Below are 22334 nucleotides of genomic sequence, written 5' to 3' on the forward strand. Positions count from 1 at the left end.
CTGACGGTGACGCTCGACCGCCCCGACAAGCTCAACGCCTATGCCAGCCTAGATGATCTGGCGTTTCGGCTCGTCGGAACTACCGTTCGATCTCCTCGAGATCGATGGACCGTTCGCGCTGGCGCTCGGGTCGTCGGGGGACGTCAAGGAAGGCGTCGGGGCTTTTATCGAGAAGCGAGCGCCGGCGTTTCCGGGACGGGTCTCGACGGATATGCCCGTCGGTTACCCGTGGTGGAAAGACTAGATAAAGGCCCGAAATCTTGCGGCGTTCTTAAATAAAGGCGCGAAAACGCGCGCCGCCGCCGGGCGCATCGTCCACGGCGATCGAGCCGCCATGGGCGATCACGACCTGATGGACGAAGCTGAGCCCGACGCCGTGGCCGTCGGCGCGGGTGGTGTAGAACGGCAGGAAGATGTCGTTGCGGCGGTCGGGTGGGATGCCGGGGCCGTTGTCGCCGACCTCGATCAGCGTCGCGCCGGGTTCGCCGGGGGTGACGGCCAGCGTCAGCCGGGGCGGGGTGCCGGCGCCGGTGGCGGCGGCGGCGCCGTTGCGGAGCAGGTTGAGGCAAAGCTGGGCGAGCAATTCCGGATCGCCGTCGATCGCGGCGTTGGGCGGTATCAGGCGCTGCAAATCGGCAAGCGCGCCGGTGGGGTCGGCGGCGAAAAGCCGGGCGATCTCGTCGGCCCAGGGCGCGGCCGCGAAGCGTTGGCGGCGGACTTCGGGGGGCCGGGCGAAGGCGCGGTAGCTTTCGACGAAACGGTGCATTCCTTCGGCGCGGCGGGCGACGGTGTCGATCGCGGCCTTGACGTCGGCAAGGTCCTCGCGGCCGCCGAGATCGGCTGCGGCGAGCAGGTCGGCGGCGGTGCGAGCAAGCGAGGTGACCGGCGTCAGCGAATTCATGATCTCGTGGGTGAGCACGCGGACAAGGTCGCTTTGGGCGGCCATTTCGGCGCTGCCGAGAACCTTTTGTACGGGCATCACCGAGACGATGCGGATGTCTTCGCCGAGCCGGTCGATGCGCGCCGATTCGATGATGACGCGCTGGGCGATGCCGTCCTTGAGCAGGCGGGTGAGCCGGCGTCCGGCCGGCGCCATGCCAAGAGCGGCGACGAACTCCGGGCCAAGCCGGGCAAAATCGGGCAGGCGAGTGACGTCGATCGTACCGAACTGGCGCCGGGCGGCCTTGTTGAGCAGGGTGACATGGTCGCCGCCCTGGATCATCAGCAGCGGCACCGGCGCGTCGTCGACGACGGCGGCGAGAAAGCGCGCTTCATCGGCGGCAAGCGAGCGGCGGCGACCGAGTTCGATGACGGCGTTGTCGAGCGCCCGGCCGAGCGCTTCGAAGCCGCCGCCCTTGCCGAGGGTGAAGCGCTGCGAAAAATCGTCGAAGCGGACAGCTTCGATGAAGCGGGCGACGGCGCGATTGGTCCGGTCGAGATAGTGCCAGAGATCGGCGGCCGCGACGATAACGAGAATGCCGGCGACGATGCGGGCGGCGACAAGGCCGGGCTGCGACCAGGTCCAGCCGGACGCCAGGATCAGCAGGGCCATGCCGGTAAGCCGGAGCGCCAGGCCGAATTCGAAACGGTGGATCGGTCCGCGTTTCAAAGCGCGTGCTTTTCCATGCGCCGGTAGAGCGCGGCGCGGGTCAGCCCGAGTTCGCCCGCGGCGAGGCTGATGTTCCAGTTGTGCTTCTTGAGGGCGCGCTCGACCATCTGTTTTTCGGCGCGATCGAGATTGAGGTCGGTGTCGACAGGCACCGGCGCCAGTGCTGGCGGTGGGGACAGTGCTGACGACCGGCGCGGCAGCGGGAAATCGTCGAGGACATAGGCGTCGCCGCGGGCCAGGATCACGGCGCGTTCGGCGGCATGGCGAAGGGCGCGGACATTGCCGGGCCAGTCATGGTTGCTGAGGATCTCGGCGAGCGCCGGCGACAGGTGCCGCGGCGGCGCCTTGTAGCGGCGCGCATAATGGGCAAGGAAATGGGCGAGCAGCAGCGGCACGTCCTCGGGCCGGGCGCGCAGCGGCGGCAGCTCGATCTCGACAGTGTTGAGGCGGAACAGCAGATCCTGCCGGAAGCGGTTTTCGTCGGTGAGTTGGTCGAGCGGCATGTTGGTCGCGGCGATGACCCGGATATCGAGCGGCACCGGCTTGTTGGCGCCGACCGGGGTGACTTCGCGGCGTTCTAGCGCGGTCAGCAGCTTGGGTTGCAGGCGCAGCGGCAGATTGCCGATCTCGTCGAGGAAGATGGTGCCGCCATTGGCTGCCTGCAGCCGGCCGATCCGGTCGCTTTTGGCATCGGTGAAGGCACCTCGGACGTGACCGAACAATTCGCTTTCGAAGACGCTTTCGCTGACGGTGCCGAGATCGACCGATACCATGATGCCGGCGGCGCGGCGCGAGCGGCTGTGGAGTTCACGCGCCACAAGCTCCTTGCCGGTGCCGTTTTCGCCCAGGATGAGCACGTTTGCATCGGTCGGTGCGGCGCGGTCGATGAGCGAGCGGACATGGTCCATGGCTTTGGAGGTGCCGAGCATCGGGGTTTCCGACGATGGCTTGGCCACTTCGACGACGCGGCGGCGCTCGTGGCGGGTTTCGCGGCGCGAACGGCGCAGCGCGGCGGCGGACCAGGTCGTGGCGAACAGGCGTTCATTGTCCCACGGCTTGGTGACGAAATCGGTCGCACCTGCCTTGATCGCCTCGACGGCGATGCCGATGCCGCCGTGTGCGGTGATGATGACGACGGCGGCGTCGGGGTCTTTTTCAAGGATGCGGCTGAGCCACAGGAAACCTTCGCGGCCATCGGTGGCGCCGCGGGCGAAGTTGAGGTCGAGCAGGATGACGTCGGGGGGCGATTTCTCGAGCAATGGGAGCAGCGCGTCGGGATGCGATAGCGTGATGACCTGGCGGAAGGCGCTGCGAATGGCGAGCTTTGCGGCAAGCGCGATATCGGCGTCGTCGTCGACCACGACCGCCGTTCCGAATGCCTGATTGTCGACCATTGCCACTCCCGGATTCTGCCTGTTTCGCCCTTGCCGAGCAAGTTCCGGGCCAACCCGCGGCGTTGGCACGATTTATGCAAAGCACGATGCAGGCGGGGCACGCGGGGGCACATCCCCAAGGCATGGAGATAGGATTTGGCGACAGGTTACCACAAGGTTGTTCATGAGCGGACACTCACTGTCCGTTTTCGGACAGTGGCGGGCGCCTGATGCAGGTCGTCCAGCTCGACCGCCACGATGGCGGGCCGGCCAGCGGCGGGGCCATGGATCGTCCAGTGGAAAAAAGGCGCCTTGACCGCCGCCTGCTGATCGCGATCGTTATGGGCCTGTCGGCCCTTGTCGGCGTGCTTTGGTGGCAGTTCGCGCCACGTGTCGGCAGCCAGTCGATCACGGCCGACCGGGCGACGATCTCGGAAGTCACCAGCGGCGTATTCGAGGATTTCCTGCCGCTGCGAGCGCAGGTCAAGCCGCTGGTGACCGTCTATCTCGACGCGGTCGAGGGCGGCCGTATCGAGCAGCTGTTCGCCGAGGATGGTGCCAGTGTCGTCAAGGGGCAGTTGCTGGCGCGGCTGTCGAACGCCGAGTTGCAGCTGTCGACGCTGGCCCGGCAGACCGAGGTCGAACAGCAGCTCAACAACATGCGCAGCCAGGAATTCACCCTCGAGCAAAGCCGCATGGCCAACCGGCGCGGCATCATTGAGGCCGAGCTGGAACTCGCCAAGGCGCAGCGCCAGCACGATGTGCAGGCGCCGCTGGCGGCGCGCGGCTTCGTCGCCGGCCGGGTGTTTCGGGATAGCGAGGACAATCTGAAGGCGCAGCGGGCGCGCACGAGCCTGCTCAAGGATGCAGCGGCGGCGGAGGAGCGGCTGCAGGCCAGCCAGCTGAGGCAATTGCGCGCTGCGTCGGCGTCGCTGCAATCAAGCCTGGGCATTGCCCGTGGCAGCCTCGATGCGCTCAACCTGCGTGCCCCCGTGGCGGGGCAGCTGTCGGCATTCTCGATCGAGATCGGCCAGTCGATGGAGCCCGGCGCGCGGCTTGGCCAGATCGACAGCCCGGGCCGCAACAAGCTGACCGCCGCTGTCGACGAATTCTATCTCGGCCGGATCGAGCCGGGGCAGGCGGCGACGATCACAGTCGGCGGCAAGGAGCATTTGCTCAAGGTCGCGCGGATCCTGCCGCAGGTGACCGGCGGCCAGTTCCGGATCGACCTGGTCTTTGTCGGCGCCGAGCCGCAGGGGCTGCAGCGCGGCCAGACCTTGCAGGCGCGGCTCAAGCTCGGCGATCCGGAACGGGCGAAACTGTTGCCGAACGGCAGTTTCTACAACGATACCGGCGGCAACTGGGTATTCGTCGTCGATCCCGACGGCACCAGCGCCGAACGCCGGCCGGTCCGGCTGGGACGCCGCAACAGCGACTTCATCGAAGTGCTGGACGGCCTCGATACCGGCGAGAAAGTGCTGACCAGCCCCTACACCGGTCTTGTCGACAAGACCGCGCTTACGATTGCCCCCAAGGAGAACGACTGATGGCGATGCTGACGATGACCAACCTGTCCAAGGCCTATCGTACCGATACCGTCGAGACGGCGGCGCTCGACGGGGTCGACCTTGCCATCGAGCAGGGCGAATTCGTCGCCATCATGGGGCCGTCGGGCTGCGGCAAGTCGACATTGCTCAACGTGATGGGAATGCTCGATTCACCGACCGCCGGATCGTACATGTTTGCCGACAAGGAGGTCGCCGGGCTGAACGAGGAGAAACTCGGCGAGCTGCGAAAACACTATATCGGCTTTATTTTCCAGAGCTTCAATCTCGTCGACGAACTGTCGGTGCGCGAGAATGTCGAACTGGCACTGCTGTATCACAACATCCCCGCCGCCGAACGCCGGACAAGGGTGGAGGCCGTTCTCGACAAGGTCGGCATCGGCCACCGGGCGGGGCATCGACCGGCGCAACTTTCGGGCGGCCAGCAGCAGCGCGTCGCCGTTGCCCGGGCGCTAGTGGGCGCGCCCAAGCTGATCCTGGCGGATGAGCCGACGGGGAACCTGGATACCGCGCACGGCGAGGAGGTGATGCGGATGCTGCGGCAGCTCAACGAGGAAGGCTCGACGATCGTCATGGTTACCCATTCGCCCGCCCACGCCGATTACGCCGGCCGGGTCATCAACATGCTCGACGGCCGTATCGTCGTCGAACGCCGCCGCGCGGCATAGGGAGCGGTAAAATGTGGCGCAATTACCTGACTGTCGGCCTCCGCAGCCTGATGAAGAACCGGCTGTACAGCTTCATCAACATCCTCGGCCTCGCGATCGGGCTGGCGGCGTGCCTGATGATCATGCTCTTCATCCGGTACGAGCTGAGTTATGACAATTGGGTGCCCGGCAACGAGAACGTGTACCAGTTGCAGAGCTGGTACAAGTCGCGTGAGACGGGCCGTGAAGACAAGTTGCAGATGACACCGTATATCGCCGGCAAGCGGTTCGAGAAGGACTTTCCGCAGGTTGCGGCAGAAGTATTCGTGATGAAGACGGCGCCGGTGTTCATCAAGAACGGCGAAGCGCTGGCGGCCGAGGATTTTCTGTACGTCGATGGCAATCTGCTCGACGTGATCAAGCTGCCGCTGGTGCGGGGCAATGCGGCCGGCCTGACCGAGGCGGGCACGGCGTTGATGACTCAGAGCGAGGCGCGGCGGCGTTTCGGTACCGAGGACGTCGTCGGCAAGACGATGAGCGTGATTTCCAAAGGGGTCACCCGGGATTACCGGATCGTCGGGGTGTTGAAGGAATTGCCGAAGAATTCGGCGCTGAAAGCCCGCGCGGTCGTTCGGATCGACATCAACAGTTTCATGGCCAAGGAACTCCAGGGCCTGTCGTGCTGGGGTTGCCAGTTCGGCTATTCGTTCATGCGGCTGAAGCCGGGCGCTGACGTGGCAGCAATGGCGGCGCAGCTGCCGGCGTGGGAGAAGCGCAATATCCCCGATGAGGATGCGGGCGGCGGCATGCGCTTCAACCAGGGCGATGAGCAAGACTGGCATCTCGCGAACCTGCGCGATATCCATATCGGGCCAGCGCAGGCGGCGTCGATGACCCCGGGCAACGACCGTTCGACGATCGCGACTTTCGGGATCATTGCCGCGTTGATCCTCGGCATGGCGGTGGTCAATTTCACCAATCTGTCGACGTCGCGGGCCAGCCAGCGGGCGCGCGAGGTGGCGCTGCGCAAGGTGCTCGGCGCCAATCGCAAGCAGTTGATCTCGCAGTTCCTGGCGGAATCGATGCTGGTGACGATCATCGCCATGCTGGTGGCGCTGGCGTTGGTCGAGCTGCTGATGCCGGCGTTCGCCGCGTTCCTCGATGCCGATATCCCGGTTCGTTATACCGGGCCGGACGGCCTGGGGCTGCCGGTCATCGGGCTGGTGTTTGTCGTCGGCTTGCTCGGCGGCATCTATCCGGCATTTTTCCTGTCGCGTTTTCAGCCCGCAGCGGTGCTCAAGGCCAACAAGTCCGCAGCCGAGACGCCGGGTTCGGGGCGGTTGCGCAATGCGCTGGTTGTCGGCCAGTTCGCGGTATCGATCGGCCTGATTATCTGCACGGCGGTGATCTATGCCCAGACGATCCACGCGCGCAGCGTCGATCCGGGCTTTGATCGCAACAACATCCTCCAGCTCGACGGGCTCACTCGGTACCAGTTGCTGACCCGCGGCGAAGAGATCGCCAACACGATGGCGCGGGTCGAGGGCGTCGATGCCGTCGGTCGCACCGGCATTGGCGTCGCCACCGAGAACAGCAGCAATACCGGCTATATCGTGCCGGGTCGCAGCGAGCTCGTCACGGTCGGGGTGTACAACGTCGATACGGGTTTCAAGGACGCGATGGGACTGAAACTGGTGGCCGGGCGCTGGTTCGACAAGGCACGGCCGATGGATGATGCGACGCTGCCGTTCCCGGCCGATGATGCGGCGGAACGGGCGCTGGCGGCGCGGGGTGCCAATGTCGTGATCAACGAGCTGGCGGCGCGGCGGCTGGGATTTGCCAATCCCGCCGACGCTGTCGGCAAGACATTCGGCGCCGGTTATGTGCAGACCCAGAACGGAGTCGTGCCATCAACGATCATCGGGGTCGTCGGTGACGCGCGATTCCGCTCGGTACGGGTGCCGCTCGAACCGATCTCGTTCCTGAACACGACGATGGGCCATCAATATCTGACACTGCGCTATCACGGCGACCCGGCGGCGGTGCGCGGCCGGGTCGAGCGGGCCTGGAGATCGATCATCAGCGACGTGCCGTTCGACGCGAAGTTCAGCGAGGCGGTGGTCGAGGACCTTTACCGCGCCGACAAAGCGCGGGCGACGACCTTTGCCGCGTTCGCAATCCTGTCGGTGATCGTCGGCTGCCTTGGGCTGTTCGGACTGGCATCGTTCACCGCCGAGCGCCGCACCAAGGAGATCGGCATCCGCAAGGTGCTGGGGGCGCGGACGCGCGACATCGTGCAGCTGCTCATCTGGCAATTTTCAAAGCCCGTGCTGGTCGCCAATTTGATCGCCTGGCCGGTTGCGTGGTGGCTGATGCGCGACTGGCTCAACGGCTTCGACAGCCGCATCGGCCTTGGGCCGCTGCCGTTCGTGGTGGCCGGCGGCGCCGCGCTGGTGATCGCGGCGGGAACGGTGGCGGGCCATGCGATGCGCGTGGCGCGCGCCAATCCCATCCACGCGCTGCGTTATGAATGACCGTGGGGCCGAAACCTCGGCAAACCTGGCCGCAACTCGGGTCCAGGCCGGGGGAGGCGCCGGGGTCTATTCGAGATAGGCGGTCTTGAGCTTGGCGACGTCGGCGGCCGACAGCTTCAGGTCTTCCCGGACATATCGCGCCATGCCGCCCTTTGCCTCGATGGCGGCGAATGCCGACTCCAGGTAGCGCCGATCGACGCCCATCAAGGCTTTGAGGGCATCGGGCGGGAGCTTCGACATGGCCAGCATGCTGGCGTCCGGTGTCTGGCCGGGTTTCGGCGTGGGGGCCCGGAAGTAGGTATTAGAGAGAAGATAATCCGCGATGACCGTTTCGCGCGGTACGCCGAGCACGGTCAACAGCATCGCCGCGGCCACGCCGGTGCGGTCCTTGCCGGCTGAGCAATTGAAAGCCAGCGGCGCACCGCCATTAACCAGGGCCCTGAACATCTGGGCGTACTGGCCGGCGAATTCGAAAGGCAGGCCCTTGTAGAAGCCCGCCATGGCATTCGAGGTCTGCTCGGCCGTGACGTTCGCGCTTTGGAACAGTTGCGCCATGGCACCCATGTCCATGCCATAGTCGCGGCTGAGGACGACAGGGCGGATACCGGCCGGCCATGTCACGGCTTCGCGCTTGCGTTCCTCGTTGGAGCGCAGGTCGCAGATCGTGCGGATACCCAGGTCGCCGAGATAATCGAAATCGGCGCTGGTCAAGCCCGACATCACGCCGGAGCGGTAAAGCTGTCCCCAACGGACGTGGCGCCCGTCCGCTGTGGCATATCCGCCGAGATCGCGGAAATTGTTGCCGCCGGCCAGCGGCAGCACGCGCTCGGCAGCGGTCACTTTCTGGCCCCTGGCGTCCTTGGCGAAGAAATACGGGCGCGGCGCGGCGGCAACATTTACCTGGTTGCCGGCGATGGGTTTCGCACTCTTGCCTTCGGGGTTGGTGGCCATGGTGACGCCGACCGGCGCGGTGAGGCCCTGCCAATCCAGCGTGATCTGGCCGCCGCTCCGCGTTGCCGTGGCAACCTGGGCGGAAACGCTTTGAGTATAGGCAGGTCCCGCAACCAGCGCTGCCATGAGCAATAATGCACGCATAGAGATCATCCTCGAAAAATATGGCTGGATGTCAGAACCGGACCGTGGCTTCGACGCCATAGGTCAGGGGCTCGTTGAAAATGCCCAGCAGCAGCGACTGCGGGGTTCCGGTCGCAAAGAACGTATGCTGTTCGTTGAACAGGTTACGCCCCCACAGCGAAACCTGGAGCCGGGCCGCGGCGTCGAGCTCGATGTCGGCAATCGCCAGCCGGCCGTTCACCACAAACGACGAGTCGGTCAGCAGCGGGTCGCTCGATTGCGAGTGATAACCGTCACCGCCGCTGGCATCGAGATGGGCGCGCAACTCGGCGCCTGCGACCGGCAAGCAATAGTCGATCGCGGCGCTATAGGCATTCTCCGGCGTGTATACCAGGAAGACATTTTCGAGCGCGTTGTTCCTGAACGGGTTCGCCGCCTTCTTGAGATCGCCCTTTGTATAGGCATAGCTCGCTGTCAGCGTCAGGCCCTGGAGGGCGGCGACTGTCAGGTCTGCCTCGACACCCTTGATGGTGCCGTTACCGGTGGCATTGATCGTCTCGATCGTGGTCCGGGTCGGACCTCCCGGCACCGCGGAGAGCACGGCATTGAAGTCGATCTGCTGATTTTTGTAGATCGTCTTGTAGGCTGCGACATTCAGACGGACGTGACGGTCTAAAAACTCGCTCTTGAAACCGATTTCCGTCGTTTCGACCTCTTCGGGATCATAGGCCCGATAGGTAATCGACCGCGAGTTTGCGCCGCCGGCCCGGTAAGCAGTGCCCCATTTTCCGTAAAGATGGATGCTTTCGCTGGCGTCGAAGGCAATCGTCACAGTCGGATCGACGCGGCTGCTGGAGATTTCGAAGGTGTCCGGCGTGTCGACGCCATTCACCTTGAACAGGTCGCCGTGCTTGTTGTCGTTGGTGTACCTCGCACCGGCGGTCAGGTGCAGCGCGCCGTCCAATATCGACGGGGTCCAGGTGCCCTGGCCATACAAGGCGAAGCTATCAGCCACCGCATTGCTCGCACGGTCGGGATAGGGGCTAACCTGGCCGGCGGCAAGCGAAGGCAGCCGGGTGGGCGCGGCGGCGCGGGTTGCCCCCCATTGCATCGTGTACGGTGCCCAGGCCCAATCCTCGCCCTTTTCATGGTAGCAATAGGCACCGGCGACGAAATCGACCTGCGAGAAGGTCCCGACCAGCTGAAGCTCCTGGCTGAACTGGTTCTACTCGAGGCCGGCAAGGCTGTATCGGGCAAATCGGGCGTTGGGGCCAAAGGCCCCCTGGTGCGCGCCGCCATTGTCGTACTGGCTTTGGCTCAGGGTGCGATAGGATGTGATCGAGCGGACTGATAGCCAATCACTGGCTTTCCAGTCGAGGTGGAGAGCATGGCCCTGGGTGTCGCCGACGCTTTCCTGGATGGGCACGCCGACGTCGGCGATCTGCGCCCGATCGGGCTGTACCTGGACGATATCTGCAAAGGGCAACAGGGGCGACTTGGCGAGGACCTGCATGTAATAGGGAGTCGTCGCATCGCGGGCGATGTCGAAATCATATCGCGCGCTGAAATTGTCGGTCGGCTCCCACAACACTCCGGCATGCAGGCCGCGCTGGTCGTACTGGTTGTAATCCTCCTCGCCGGCCATCGGGTTCTGGGTGGTGCCGCCGCGCTTGGTCACGATGGCATCGAGCTTCACGCTGAAATTGGCGAAGCGTGGCAGGTCGAGGTGGGTCTCGCTTTTGTAGCCGCCGAAGTTGCTGACCCCGATCGTCTGCGCCAGGTGAAACTCGCCGGATGGGCCGCGGGTGACGATACTCAGCGCGCCCCCGGTGGAATTGCGTCCGAACAGCGTGCCCTGCGGCCCTTTGAGCACCTCGATCCGCTCGAGATCATACAGCGCCGTGCCGAGGCCCTGCGAGCGACCCAGATAGACGCCGTCGATGTAGACGCCGACGCCGGAGTCGCGACTAGGCTGATTGGCGTCGAAAGGCACGATCCCGCGAATGCCGACGGTCAGCGCCGAATTGCGCCCGGCGAACGGCGCGATGCGCAGCGACGGTACCGCGCCGTTCATCAGGTCCCTGGGGCCGACGACCCCGCGCGCCTGGAGATCGTCGCTGCCAAGCACGGAGATCGAGACCGGCGTTCGTTGCAGGTTGGTTTCGCGCTTCTGCGCCGTCACGATGATTTCCTCGATGCCGGCGCTTTCGTCGACACTCGCCACGTTCTGGGAATAGGCCGGCGTCGTGACCCCGACGAGGATGGCAGTGCCCGCCAGGATGAGCGCGCGGAAATGCGCGATTGGAACGATATTCATTAATGTAGCCCCGGAACGACAATGGATGTCGTTCGCTAGAACGTTTGTATGTCTGGATTGTTACGGTTGTAGCATCATTGCATGACATGATTGGATCTGCGGAAATGGGGATGAACAGGCTATAGTGAAGTGATAGATCGATGCAGCGCCGCAGCGGCAGTGAGTAAAGACGTGGAAAATAAAGCCCAATATCAATCGGTAGATAGCCTTTCCTCGATGGATCGGCTAATCGCGGCGGTCCTTGTTTGCTGGGAAAAGTCTGGAAATGGCAGCATCTCGGCTCGTGGTCTCGGGCGCATGGCCAACGCGCCGGTCTCCAGCATCTATCATCACTTCGGGAGCCTGGAACGATTGTTTCTGGCTGCGCATGAGCAAGGGCTGAAAGCAGCGGAGCAATGGTGTGCCGACCGTTTGCGTGACTTGCCGGTAGGAGGTGCCACCGCAGCGCTTGCCCTGTCAGCCTTTCCAACATTGCTGGCGGCGCTGATCGACGACTGGTGCGTGCAGCAGCGCCAGTCGGCCTTTGCCTGGCGCGAGTGCCAGCTCATGGCGTCACGCGAACCTTGCTATCGCCCCGTCCTGCTTGAGTGGCAGTGCATCTGGGCCGGCTTCTGGGAAGAAATCTGCAGCCGGTGCGGCCATCGGGGCCGCGGTTTGCTCACCAGCTACTTGTTCGATGGGGAAAGCCTGCTTCATCTGATGCGCTGGCGACGGGTGGTCGATAGGGCCGGGCTTGGAGAAACCTGCGCCGGATGGAGCCGCTGGCTCGGCGGCCATTCCGCGGGGGAGGGCCACTGGCGGCAATATGCGGCTGAACAGGCCGGGCTGGAGATGCCCGAGACGACCGTCACGAACGCCACGACGGTGCGCATTGCGACAGTGGCTGTCGAGTTGCTTGCCGAGCAGGGTGTCGCCAGCCTGACCCACCGCGCCGTTGCGTTGCGGGCCGGCCTGACATTGGGGGTTGTGTCTTATAATTTCCGGACCAGCGCCGACCTGGCGAGGGCGGCCTTCGAACTGATTTATCGCCAGACAGTTGGATTGGGGGGCAAGATCGAGGATCCCGCGGCCATGACGGCAGACGCCTTGACTGCGCATTATGGCCGCTACAAATCCAGCGGGCACCTGTTGCCGGCGCTCGACGAACTGCTCGTCGCTGTCGCGCGTGATCCAAGTCTCAAGGCCTTTGCGCCGCAGTTGCGGTACTGGCGCGGTCGATCCAGCCACGACCTGTTGCTGGCGAACATGGGACCAGGTCGATTGGTGTCGAGCGTGGACACGGCGTTGTTCTCGAGCTTCGGCTCGGGCTGCCGACGGGCGTTCATGGGCTTCGACGAGGAGGAAGCCTCGATCCGCGGCATCGACGCAATGCAACAACTCCGGAACCTGCTCAGGTCGACAAGCGACCGATAGCTGGCAGCGGCGACACGTGCTTCACGCAGCCCAATCCGGGCGTCGGGCGGAACCGCGAGGTTTTTGCGATCTGGATCAGCTATTGTAACGATGTCGCCGCGCCTGTGGCGGGCGTTGGCGTGGAGCCCGGCATCGGGCGTTGGCGTAGAGCCCGGCATCGGTTAAGGCGTCGTCGCTGCAACGATCATGCGCCCGTAGCTCAGCTGGATAGAGCGCGGGACTTCTAATCCTGAGGCCGCTGGTTCGAGTCCAGCCGGGCGCACCAAGCCGCACTTTCCAGTCGCCGATAGCGAGGAACCTTGTGCCCGACCGCTGGTTTCAGGGGACCACGGAGGACGCACGACATGCCGGCACTTGTCATTAACGGAACGTTGCGATCGTTCGACTGCGACGAGCGAACGTCGCTGCTCGACCTTTTGCGCAATCATGCCGGACTGACCGGCACCAAGAAGGGCTGCGATCACGGCCAATGCGGGGCCTGCACCGTCATCGTCGAAGGCCGCCGCATCAACAGTTGCCTCAGCCTGGCGGTGATGCACGATGGCGATGAAGTGACGACGATCGAGGGGCTGGGAACGGCGACCGACCTGTCACCGCTGCAGCGTGCCTTCGTCTCGCACGATGCGTATCAGTGCGGTTATTGCACGCCGGGCCAAATCTGCTCGGCAACTGCGATGATCGAGGAAGCCCGGATGGGTTGGCCGAGCGCCGTCACCGATGATGTCGAGACGTCACCCGAGCTTAGCGACAATGAAATCCGCGAACGCATGAGCGGCAATCTTTGCCGCTGCGCCGCTTATCCCAATATCGTCGCGGCAATCCGCGAGACCGCAGCATGAAGGCCTTCACCTATGCGCGTGCCGGGAGCACGGCCGATGCGGTCGCCGCCGATGCGATGAAGATCGCCGGCGGCACCAATCTCCTCGACCTGATGAAGCTGGAGGTCGAAGTGCCGCGGCGGCTGGTCGATATCAACCGGCTGCCGCTGGCGGCGATCGAACCGGCCGGGGGCGGCCTTCGGATCGGTGCCGTCGTGCGCAACAGCGACCTGGCCGCCGACATTCGTGTCCGGCGCGATTATGCCGTGCTCAGCAAGGCGCTGCTCGCGGGGGCCAGCGGGCAGTTGCGCAACAAGGCGACCACTGGCGGCAACCTTTGCCAACGCACGCGCTGCGGTTATTTCACCGACACCGCGATGCCGTGCAACAAGCGCGAGCCCGGCTCGGGATGCCAGGCCATCGGCGGCTTCAACCGGATCCATGCCATCCTCGGCGCCAGCGACGCGTGCATCGCGACCTATCCGGGTGATATGGCGGTGGCGATGAGCGCGCTCGATGCCGTCGTCGAGATCGAAGGCACGGCCGGCAGCCGCAGCGTGGCGGTTCGCGACTTCCACCGGCTGCCGGGCAACACCCCCGAGCGCGATAATGTGCTGGAGGCCGACGACCTGATCACCGCGGTGACCCTGCCGGCGCCGGTGCCGGGGCGCCATGCCTATCGCAAGGTCCGCGATCGCTCGTCCTATGCCTTTGCATTGGTGTCGATCGCGGCCGTGGTCGAGATGGACGCCGGCCGCATCGCATCGGCATCGCTGGCGTTCGGCGGGCTGGCGCACAAGCCGTGGCACGACCCGGCGATCGCCGAGATACTGATCGGCAAGGCACCGTCGAAGGCATTGTTCGACAAGGCCGCCGATGTCCTGCTCGCCGGTGCGCAGGGGCAGGGCGCCAATGATTTCAAGATACCGCTGGCGCGGCGGACGCTCCACGCGGTGCTCGCCGAACTGACCGGAGAGACGGCATGACCAACACGCTGACGATGGACAAGCCCGACGTCCGCAATCGCCTCGATGCGATGGCGCAGGGCATCATCGGCGCGCCGCTGGATCGCCCTGAGGGGCCGCTCAAGGTTGTCGGCACCGCGACCTATGCATCCGAATGGCAACTGCCCGACATGGCATATGGCGTCTTCGCCCGGGCGACGGTTCCCGCGGGCAAGGTCGCAAGTATCGACCGCGAGGCGGTGCTCGCCATGCCCGGCGTGCTGGCGATCCATGATGATCCGAGGATGCTGGTCAACCCGGCGCAGGGTGGGGCGGGCAAGAAGCCGCTTCAGGACATTCGCGAAATCCATTATTTCGGCCAGACGGTGGCGCTGGTCGTCGCCGAGACTTTCGAACAGGCGACAGCTGCCGCCAAGGCGCTCAAGGTCGAATATGCGGCGCCCGATGACGCGTCGGTGTTCGATCCCGAAAGCAGCGCCGCGACGGTCGAGCACGGCCCCGATACCCAGCGCGTCCAGACCGGCGATCTCGACAAGGCGATGGCCGACGCCGCGTTTTCGGTCGATGTCACCTATACGACGGCAGGCCATGCCAGCGCGGCGATGGAGCCGCACGCCTCGATCGCCAGCTGGCAGGGGGATCAGCTGACCCTGCGCGGCAGCCTCCAGATGCTCAACTACAATGTCGCCGAACTGGCCGACTCGCTGGCTGTCGGCCAATCGCAGGTGCGGATCCTGAGTCCTTACGTTGGCGGCGGTTTCGGCTCGAAGCTCGGGGTTGGCGAGGACAGCGTTGCGGCGGCGATCGCGTCGCGCGAACTCGGGCGGCCGGTGCGGGTCGACATGTCGCGGCAGCAGGTCTTCGAAACGGTGATGCGGCGCTCCGAGACGCGCCAGCGGCTGCGGCTGGCGGCGCGTGCCGACGGCGTGTTGACCGGTATCGGGCATGAATGCCTGGTTTCCAACCTGCCCGGTGAGCAATATGCCGAGCCGGTGACCCAGGCGACGGAGTTTCTCTACGGCGGCGAAAATCGCATGCTGTCGGTCGATGTCGCGCGGATCGTGCGGTTGTGCGCGGGATCAGTGCGCGCGCCGGGTGAGGCGGTCGGCATGCAGGCGCTTGAATCGGCGATGGACGAACTTGCTGAAAAGGTCGGTATCGATCCCGTTGAACTGCGCAAGCGCAACATTCCCGCGATCGATCCTTCGCAGGGTACGCCGTATAGTTCGAACACGCTGGCGAAGTGCCTCGATGCCGGCGCTGCGCGGTTCGGCTGGGACCAGCGCCAGACGCAGACCTGCGCGACGCGCGAAGGCGAATGGTGGATCGGCATGGGCGTGGCGTCGGCGGCGCGGGTCCACAAGCTCGTCGAGGCCAGCGCGCGCGTTACCCTGGCCAGCGATGGCACGGTCAAGGTCGAGACCGACATGACCGATATCGGCACCGGCACTTATGCCGTGCTTGGCCAGATCGCCGGCGAAATGCTCGGTACGCCCATTGAAAAAGTCAGCGTATGTCTCGGCGACAGCGCCCTGCCGGCGGGTCCGGGTTCGGGCGGGTCATGGGGTGCGGCGTCGTCGGGGTCGGCGGTATTCCTTGCCTGCGAACAGATACGCCAGGCGCTGGCGAAGAAATTCCAGGGCGATGAGGAAGCCTTGTCGCTCAAGGACGGCATCGCCCGGCTGGGTGAAGCCAGCGCGATGGTGGTTGATTTGGTGGCGGGCAAGCCCATCGTCGGCGAAGGCACGATCAAGCCGGGCGAGACCAGCAAAGCGACGCGCCAGGCAAGCTATGGGGCGTTCTTCGCCGAGGTCGCGGTCAACGCCTATACCGGCGAAACGCGGGTGCGGCGGATGACCGGGGCATTCGGCATCGGGCGCGTATTGAACGAAAAAACCGCCACTTCACAATGCTATGGCGGGATGACCTGGTCGATCGGCAGCGCCCTGACCGAGGAACTGGCGTTCGACCTGCGCGACGGCCATCTCGTCAATCACGACCTTGCCGAATATCATGTACCGGTCAATCTCGATGTCCCGGCGCTCGAGGTGGTCTTCGTCGAGGAGCGCGACCCGCATGCCAGCCCGATCCAGGCTAAGGGTGTCGGCGAGCTTGGAATCTGCGGCGGGGCGGGGGCTATCGCCAATGCGATCTACAACGCCTGCGGCGTCCGGGTCCGGGATTTCCCGATGACCCTCGACAAGATCATCGGCGGCCTTCCCGATTAAGGGATCGGGATTTCGCAACCTTTCCAAGCACATGTGCCGTGATGGGCGCCGTGATGAAGACGAACAGCAGGATCACCAGGCCGCGCAGGTCGCCGCCGGAAACGATGATTCCGGCGGCTGCGATCGAGCCGAGGCCGAGGGTGGTGGCCTTGGTCGGGGAATGGAGGCGGGTGAAAAAGTCGGGTAGCCGGGCGAGGCCGATCGAGCCGATGAGGATGAAGGCGGCACCGACAAGGAGCAGCAGCGCGGCGACGGCTTCGGCGATCATGGCGCTTCCTTGTTGTTATCGCCCAGGAATTTGCCCAGCAGGACGGTGCTGACAAAGCCCAGCATGGCCAGCAGCAGCGCGGTTTCGAACCATGCGCTGGAGCGGTTGGCGATGCCGAAAAGCAGGACCAAGGCTATGGTATTAATGGTTAATGTGTCGATCGCGAGGATACGGTCCTCGGGGGCCGGGCCCTTTATCAGCCGATAGATATTCAGCAGAACGGCGAGGCCGATGATGACCGACGCGGCGGACAGGGCCAGGTTCAGCATCCGAAGATTTCCGTGAGCGGCATTTCGTAGCGACTTTTAATCTCGGCGATGAGTGCGGCCGGGTCGGCGACATCGAGGGCGTGGAGGTGCAAGATACTGGAATCCATGTCGATATCGATGGTGACCGTGCCCGGCGTCAGCGAGATGATGCTGCCGAGCAAGGTTGCGACAAAGGGATCGGCGATGTCGATCGGCAGGTCGATGAAGGCCGGGCGCAGTTTGCGGGGCGAGCCGAGAACGAGGCGGGCGACGTGAAAACTGGCGGTTACGATATCGCCGAGCACCCGGACGCAGAGCATGACCGCGGCAAGGGGGCGGACGAGTTTGGGTCGGTCGGGCCGGAGATTCCGGGTCAACCGGGGTATGGCGACGGCGAGAACAAGGGCGATTGCGAGCGCGCCGGGGGTCAATCGCGGGGCTAAAACGACCGTCAAACCGGCGATGGCGAGGCTGATTGCGGGCTGTGGCAAAATTTGGCGCAGGACGGTCATGGCCGGCGCTCCCGTGCAATCGGGTCGCTGCCCAGGACGGCAGCGATATAGGCCTGGCGGTCGCTGAGTTGCTTAGCTGTGGCCGAGGTCCAGTCGGCGAGCGGGCGGGCGGCAAGGGTCATTGCCGGGCTGGCTATGACGAGGACGAGCAAGGCGAGCTTTGGTCCGGCGAGGGTCGGTCCGGCGGACGGCGTTGCACTGTCCTGTTGCCAGAACAACAGGCTGGCGGCGCGGGCGAGGACCACGGTGAGGCCGAGGCCGGAGCCAAGCAGCGCAGCCCACCAAGCGGCTTGCCAGCCGCCGGTGCCGACCGACTGGAGGAGCATGAGCTTGCCGAGGAAACCCGACAGCGGCGGCAGGCCGGCGACGGCGACGGCGAGAATGAGGAAGGCGGTGCCGAGCATGGTCCGGCTGGCGACGGCAGGCCCGCGAACGAGGCGGTCGCCGAGGTCGCCGCGGTCCTGGTCGACGAGGGCGGCGAGGAGGAAGAGCCCGGCGGTGACCAGCGCCGAGTGCGGCAGGTAGAACAGCAGCGCGGCGATCGCGCCGGTATCGGCAAAGGCGACGGCGAAGACGAGGGTGCCGGCCGAGACCAGCACGAGGTTGGCGACGACAATGGCGAGGCGGTCCGCGGCGAACGCGCCGACGGTGCCGAGCGCGATCGTGGCGATCGCCAGTACGGGCAGCCATGGGAGCAGCAGCCCGGCAGTGGTCGGGGTGTTGCCGAAGATGGTGACCGACAGGCGCAGCAGCAGGACGATGCCGACCTTGGTCATGATGACGAAGATCATGGCGGCCGGCGGCGCGGCGGCGGCGTAGGTGCGGGGCAGCCAGAAGGCGAGCGGGAGGACGGCGGCCTTGAGCAGGAACACGGTGATGAGGATGGCGAAGGCGGCGCGGACGAGCGCGACGTCACCGGGCGGCACGCCGGCCAGGCGGTTGGCGATGTCGGCCATGTTGAGGGTGCCGAGGGTGGCGTAAATCAGCGCGAGGGCGACGAGGAACAGCGCCGAGCCGGCGAGGTTGAGGATGACATAGGCCAGCGCGGCGCGGGATTGGCGGGGCGTGTTGCCGCCGACCAGCAGGGCGTAGGAGGCGAGCAGCAGGATTTCGAAGAAGACGAACAGGTTGAAGATGTCGCCGGTCAGGAAGGCGCCGGCGATCCCCGCCAGCTGAAGCTGGAACAGCGGGTGGAAATGCCGGGGCATGGCCCTGCCGGTACCGGCGAGCAGCGCGGGCAGGGCGAGGGCGAAGGTGAGCAGCACCATCTGCGCCGCCAGCCGGTCGGCGACGAGGACGATGCCGAAGGGCGCCGGCCAGCCGCCGAGGCGATAGACGGCGATGGTCCCGGTGCCGGCGTCGAAACACAGCGCCAGTGCCGCGGCGCCGCCGAGCAAGACCGCGCCGAAGCCGATGCCGGCTTGCAACCGCGGCCGGTTGCTCGCCAGCAGCATGAGCGCTGCGGCGACGAACGGGATGAGGATCGGCAGGATGGGAAGGTGGCTCATTCGCCGGCGTCCCGGTCGCTATCGACGGTATCGGTGCCGTGCTCGCCGAGCGAACGGAGTGACAAAGCGACGAGATAGGCGGTCATGCCGAAACCGATGACGATGGCGGTCAGCACCAGCGCCTGGGGGAGGGGGTCGGCGAGGCGGGCGGCGCCGGGGAGGAAAAGCGGCGGGGTGTCGCGATCGAGGAGGCCGGCGACGAAGACCAGGATGTTGACGGCGTAGGAGATGAGGGTGAAGCCGAGCACGACCGAGAAGCTGCGCGGCCGCAGGACCAGGAAGATGCCGCCGGCAAACAACAGGCCGACGCCGATGGAGACGAGGATTTCCATTATAGGACGGGCTCGTGACGACGAAGTACTGCAAGTTCGGTCAGGATCAGCATCAGCGCCGCAAACACGGTGAGGAGGATGCCGAGATCGAAGATCATCGCGGAGGCGAGCTCGACATGGCCGATGACCGGGACGGCGATGCCGGCATGAGCGCTGGCCAGAAATGGCGCGCCGAAGGCGAGGCTGGCGATGCCGGTGGCAGCGGCGATGAGCAACCCGGCGCCGAGGATCCGGATATAGTCGATGCGCAGGTGTTTTTCGGCGAACGCCGCGCCGCCGGCAATATATTGCATCATCAGCGCCATCGCGGCGATCATGCCGGCGACGAAGCCGCCGCCGGGCAGGTTGTGCCCGCGCAGGAAGATATAGGCAGCGACCGCGAGCGCCAGCGGTAGCAACGGCTGCATCATCATCCGGAGCATGATGAATTGCGTTTCCGCCGGTCGCGCGTTGGTTGCGGCGGGGGTCAGCTTCAGCCCCGCCAACAGCGCCTGCACGCCGAGCGCCGCCATCGCGAGCACGGCGATTTCGCCCAGCGTGTCGAAGCCGCGAAAATCGACAAGGATGACGTTGACGACATTGGTACCGCCGCCGCCGGGCAGGGCTTGTGCGGTGTAGAAGCCGGAAATCGTCTCGAACGGCCGGGTCAGCATGGCGTAGCAGAGCAGCGCGGTGCCGGTCCCCCCGACTGCGGCGAGGATTGCATCGCGCCAGCGGCGGGTGTCGACGGGCGCGGCCGCAGCGATATTCCGAGGCAAATAGCGCAGGGCCAGCACCAGCAGCGTGATCGTCGCGACTTCGACCGCCACCTGTGTCAGGGCGAGGTCGGGCGCCGCGAAACGCACGAAGACCAGCACGGCGACGAGCCCGATGACCGACAGGAAGACAAGCGCCAGCAGGCCGGAACGGTGGAACCAGAGCGTGCCGCCGAGGCCGATGAGCAGGGCGGCGAAGGCGAACAGCGCCGGGGCGTCGACCGCGGCAAGGGGCAATGGCCCGGCCAGTCCGGTCTCGGCGGCGCCGAACCAGCTCCAGGTCGCGAGCGCGATCGCCAGCCCGAAAAGCAGCGCCAGATACTGGCGGATGCTTTGGTGGTCGATGGCGCGCACGATGGCCTGCGCCGCGGTGGCGGCGCCGGCATAGGCGCGTTCGAAGGCAACGGCATCGAGGCCATGGCCGGGCAGCAGCCGGGTCAGCCGGGCGTGGAACGAATAAAGTGTTTCGCGGCGGAGGTAGTAGAAGGCGCCGCCGCCGAGCGCGGCGATACTCATCACCAATGGCAGGTTGAAGCCGTGCCAGAGGGCGAGGGTGAATGGCGGCACCGGCGCCATCAGCACGGCGCCCGAGGCGAGGCGCAGGATCGGGCCCAGCGCCAGTTGCGGCAGCAGGCCGACGAGCAGGACGAGGCCGACCAGCACCTCGACCGGCAGGCGAATCCAGCGCACCGGCTCGTGGGGGATACGCGGCAGGTCGACGGCGTCGCCATTGAAGAAGACGTCGTGGACGAACCGCGCCGAATAGCCGACCGACAGGATGCCGCCGACCGTCGCTATGGCCGGCAACAGCCAAGTCCACAGGCCCGGCAGCGGCTTTGCCACGGCGGCGGCAAAGAACATCTCCTTCGACAGGAAGCCGTTGAGGAACGGCACCCCGGCCATGGCGCCGGCGGCGAGGATGCCGAGTGTCGCGGTGATCGGCATGACCTTGAACATGCCGGCCACGCGCCGCATGTCGCGGGTGCCGCATTCATGGTCGACGATGCCGGCGACCATGAACAGCGACGCCTTGAAGACGGCGTGATTGATGATGTGGAAGACCGCGGCGACCGGCGCCAGCGCGGTGCCGAGGCCGAAAAGCATGACGATCAGGCCAAGGTGGCTGATCGTCGAATAGGCTAGAAGCCCCTTGAAATCATTCTTGAACAGCGCCCGATAAGCACCGAAGACGAAGGTGAACGCGCCGGTGGTGGTGACGAGGGTGAACCAGAGTTCGGTGCCCGACAGCACCGGGTAAAAGCGCGCCAGCACGAACACGCCGGCCTTCACCAGTGTCGCCGAGTGGAGATAGGCGCTGACCGGGGTAGGGGCAGCCATGGCGCCAGGCAGCCAGAAATGGAACGGGAACTGCGCCGACTTGGTGAAGACGCCGAGCAGGACCAGCACCAGCATGACCGGATAAAGCGGATCGGCGCGGACGATGTCGCCGCGCACCAGGATGTCGGACAAGGCGAAGCTGCCGGACATCTTGCCGAGCAGGATCATGCCGGCGAGCAGGGCGAGGCCGCCGCCGCCGGTGACGGCGAGTGCGGTGCGGGCGGGGATGCGCGCTTCGCGCTCGCGGAATTTATAGGCGATGAGCAGGAACGAGGCGAGACTGGTGACCTCCCACGCCAGCACCAGCAGCAGGATGTTTTCGGCAAGGACGATGCCGAGCATGCCGGCGGCGAAGCCCAGCAGCAGCATGTAGAAGCGGCCGAGCCGGTCGGCCTCGGGCATGTAATAATAGGCGTAGAGCACGACCAGCAGGCCGATGCCGTCGATCAGGATAACGAACAACAGGCCGAGGCCGTCGAGGCGCAGGGCAAGGTCGAGACCCCATTCGGGGAACCAGGGCAGGGTAGCGGTGATGACCTGGCCGGCGAAGACCTGGGGGGCGAGGGCGGCGAGCGCGGCGAGGCCGGAAAGCATGGCGGCGCCGGCGGCGAAACCGGCGGCGCGGCGGGAGTGGCGCGCGGCGAGGGCGATCAGCGGCAGCCAGAGGAGCGGCAGGACGAGGAGGGCAACGAGGAGAAGGACCGTCATTGCGGAACCAGGTCGGGGTTTGGCCGACGGCGCGCGCGGAAGAAACTGGGTCCCGGGTCAAGCCCGGGATGACAAGTTTGGTTCGATTGCACCCTGAGTGACTCTAGTGCGTTTTGTTGCGG

General features: G+C 65.5%; 19 protein-coding genes and 1 tRNA gene. 9 read left to right on the forward strand and 11 right to left on the reverse strand.

The features are described 5' to 3' along the window. Window positions 1-52: 52 nt before the first annotated feature. Complete coding sequence (locus tag IEW98_RS01600; RefSeq protein ID WP_188761164.1) at window positions 53-244, forward strand: Clp protease/crotonase-like domain-containing protein; 192 nt, start codon at window positions 53-55, stop codon at window positions 242-244. 27 nt (window positions 245-271) lie between these two features. Here IEW98_RS01600 and IEW98_RS01605 read toward each other — a convergent pair whose 3' ends face one another. Both IEW98_RS01605 and IEW98_RS01610 read right to left on the reverse strand, forming a co-directional pair. Further along, window positions 272-1609: a sensor histidine kinase gene (locus IEW98_RS01605; RefSeq protein WP_188761165.1), complete on the reverse strand. Its 1338-nt coding sequence runs from the start codon at window positions 1607-1609 to the stop codon at window positions 272-274. Further along, window positions 1606-3003 (reverse strand): sigma-54-dependent transcriptional regulator, encoded by a 1398-nt coding sequence (locus tag IEW98_RS01610; RefSeq protein WP_188761166.1) that lies wholly within the window; start codon window positions 3001-3003, stop codon window positions 1606-1608. The genes IEW98_RS01605 and IEW98_RS01610 overlap by 4 nt, the downstream gene beginning before the upstream one ends. A gap of 209 nt (window positions 3004-3212) precedes the next feature. Between IEW98_RS01610 and IEW98_RS01615 the strand changes: the two genes are divergently transcribed. Genes IEW98_RS01615 through IEW98_RS01625 form a run of 3 tightly spaced genes read left to right on the forward strand, consistent with a single transcriptional unit; the run spans window position 3213 to window position 7728 of the window. Further along, window positions 3213-4529, forward strand: coding sequence for an efflux RND transporter periplasmic adaptor subunit (locus tag IEW98_RS01615; RefSeq protein ID WP_243450500.1), 1317 nt, complete (start codon window positions 3213-3215; stop codon window positions 4527-4529). A 5-nt stretch (window positions 4530-4534) separates the two neighbouring features. Further along, window positions 4535-5215 carry an ABC transporter ATP-binding protein gene (locus IEW98_RS01620; RefSeq protein ID WP_188761440.1) on the forward strand — a complete coding sequence of 227 codons (681 nt, stop codon included), beginning with the start codon at window positions 4535-4537 and terminating at the stop codon, window positions 5213-5215. Window positions 5216-5226: 11 nt separating this feature from the next. Beyond that, window positions 5227-7728 (forward strand): ABC transporter permease, encoded by a 2502-nt coding sequence (locus IEW98_RS01625; protein ID WP_188761167.1) that lies wholly within the window; start codon window positions 5227-5229, stop codon window positions 7726-7728. 66 nt (window positions 7729-7794) lie between these two features. On the opposite strand, the gene IEW98_RS01630 is transcribed toward IEW98_RS01625, so the two are convergent. The 3 genes from IEW98_RS01630 to IEW98_RS16290 form a co-directional block, all read right to left on the reverse strand. Further along, entirely contained in the window at window positions 7795-8823 is a 1029-nt protein-coding gene (locus IEW98_RS01630) for a tyrosine-protein phosphatase (protein ID WP_188761168.1), read from the reverse strand. A 31-nt stretch (window positions 8824-8854) separates the two neighbouring features. Beyond that, a complete protein-coding gene (locus IEW98_RS16285) occupies window positions 8855-9913 on the reverse strand; it encodes a TonB-dependent receptor domain-containing protein (protein ID WP_243450501.1) in 1059 nt (352 codons plus the stop codon). A gap of 114 nt (window positions 9914-10027) precedes the next feature. Beyond that, the gene (locus tag IEW98_RS16290; protein ID WP_243450502.1) at window positions 10028-11119 is read right to left on the reverse strand and encodes a TonB-dependent receptor; all 1092 of its coding nucleotides are present in this window, start codon (window positions 11117-11119) and stop codon (window positions 10028-10030) included. Window positions 11120-11278: 159 nt separating this feature from the next. Between IEW98_RS16290 and IEW98_RS01640 the strand changes: the two genes are divergently transcribed. From IEW98_RS01640 to IEW98_RS01660, 5 genes are all read left to right on the forward strand, one after another. After that, window positions 11279-12532: a TetR family transcriptional regulator gene (locus tag IEW98_RS01640; RefSeq protein WP_243450503.1), complete on the forward strand. Its 1254-nt coding sequence runs from the start codon at window positions 11279-11281 to the stop codon at window positions 12530-12532. A gap of 188 nt (window positions 12533-12720) precedes the next feature. Next, window positions 12721-12797 (forward strand) — tRNA-Arg (locus IEW98_RS01645). Between the two features lie 79 nt (window positions 12798-12876). Beyond that, the gene (locus tag IEW98_RS01650; RefSeq protein WP_188761169.1) at window positions 12877-13371 is read left to right on the forward strand and encodes a 2Fe-2S iron-sulfur cluster-binding protein; all 495 of its coding nucleotides are present in this window, start codon (window positions 12877-12879) and stop codon (window positions 13369-13371) included. Continuing rightward, window positions 13368-14336, forward strand: coding sequence for an FAD binding domain-containing protein (locus tag IEW98_RS01655; protein ID WP_188761170.1), 969 nt, complete (start codon window positions 13368-13370; stop codon window positions 14334-14336). Before IEW98_RS01650 ends, IEW98_RS01655 begins: the two co-directional genes overlap by 4 nt. Then, window positions 14333-16543 (forward strand): xanthine dehydrogenase family protein molybdopterin-binding subunit, encoded by a 2211-nt coding sequence (locus IEW98_RS01660; protein ID WP_188761171.1) that lies wholly within the window; start codon window positions 14333-14335, stop codon window positions 16541-16543. The genes IEW98_RS01655 and IEW98_RS01660 overlap by 4 nt, the downstream gene beginning before the upstream one ends. On the opposite strand, the gene mnhG is transcribed toward IEW98_RS01660, so the two are convergent. Genes mnhG through IEW98_RS01690 form a run of 6 tightly spaced genes read right to left on the reverse strand, consistent with a single transcriptional unit; the run spans window position 16521 to window position 22212 of the window. Then, window positions 16521-16811 (reverse strand): monovalent cation/H(+) antiporter subunit G, encoded by a 291-nt coding sequence (gene mnhG, locus IEW98_RS01665; protein ID WP_188761172.1) that lies wholly within the window; start codon window positions 16809-16811, stop codon window positions 16521-16523. The genes IEW98_RS01660 and mnhG overlap by 23 nt on opposite strands. Further along, complete coding sequence (locus tag IEW98_RS01670; protein ID WP_188761173.1) at window positions 16808-17080, reverse strand: K+/H+ antiporter subunit F; 273 nt, start codon at window positions 17078-17080, stop codon at window positions 16808-16810. Before IEW98_RS01670 ends, mnhG begins: the two co-directional genes overlap by 4 nt. Further along, complete coding sequence (locus IEW98_RS01675; RefSeq protein ID WP_207792476.1) at window positions 17074-17571, reverse strand: Na+/H+ antiporter subunit E; 498 nt, start codon at window positions 17569-17571, stop codon at window positions 17074-17076. Before IEW98_RS01675 ends, IEW98_RS01670 begins: the two co-directional genes overlap by 7 nt. After that, window positions 17568-19079, reverse strand: a complete 1512-nt coding sequence (locus tag IEW98_RS01680; RefSeq protein WP_188761174.1) for a monovalent cation/H+ antiporter subunit D — start codon at window positions 19077-19079, stop codon at window positions 17568-17570. The genes IEW98_RS01675 and IEW98_RS01680 overlap by 4 nt, the downstream gene beginning before the upstream one ends. Further along, window positions 19076-19411 carry a Na+/H+ antiporter subunit C gene (locus IEW98_RS01685; RefSeq protein ID WP_188761175.1) on the reverse strand — a complete coding sequence of 112 codons (336 nt, stop codon included), beginning with the start codon at window positions 19409-19411 and terminating at the stop codon, window positions 19076-19078. Before IEW98_RS01685 ends, IEW98_RS01680 begins: the two co-directional genes overlap by 4 nt. Next, window positions 19411-22212 carry a monovalent cation/H+ antiporter subunit A gene (locus IEW98_RS01690; protein ID WP_188761176.1) on the reverse strand — a complete coding sequence of 934 codons (2802 nt, stop codon included), beginning with the start codon at window positions 22210-22212 and terminating at the stop codon, window positions 19411-19413. Before IEW98_RS01690 ends, IEW98_RS01685 begins: the two co-directional genes overlap by 1 nt. Between the last annotated feature and the right edge of the window lie 122 nt (window positions 22213-22334).

This window comes from Sandarakinorhabdus glacialis, from assembly GCF_014643455.1.
Classification (GTDB): Bacteria; Pseudomonadota; Alphaproteobacteria; order Sphingomonadales; family Sphingomonadaceae; genus Sandarakinorhabdus; species Sandarakinorhabdus glacialis.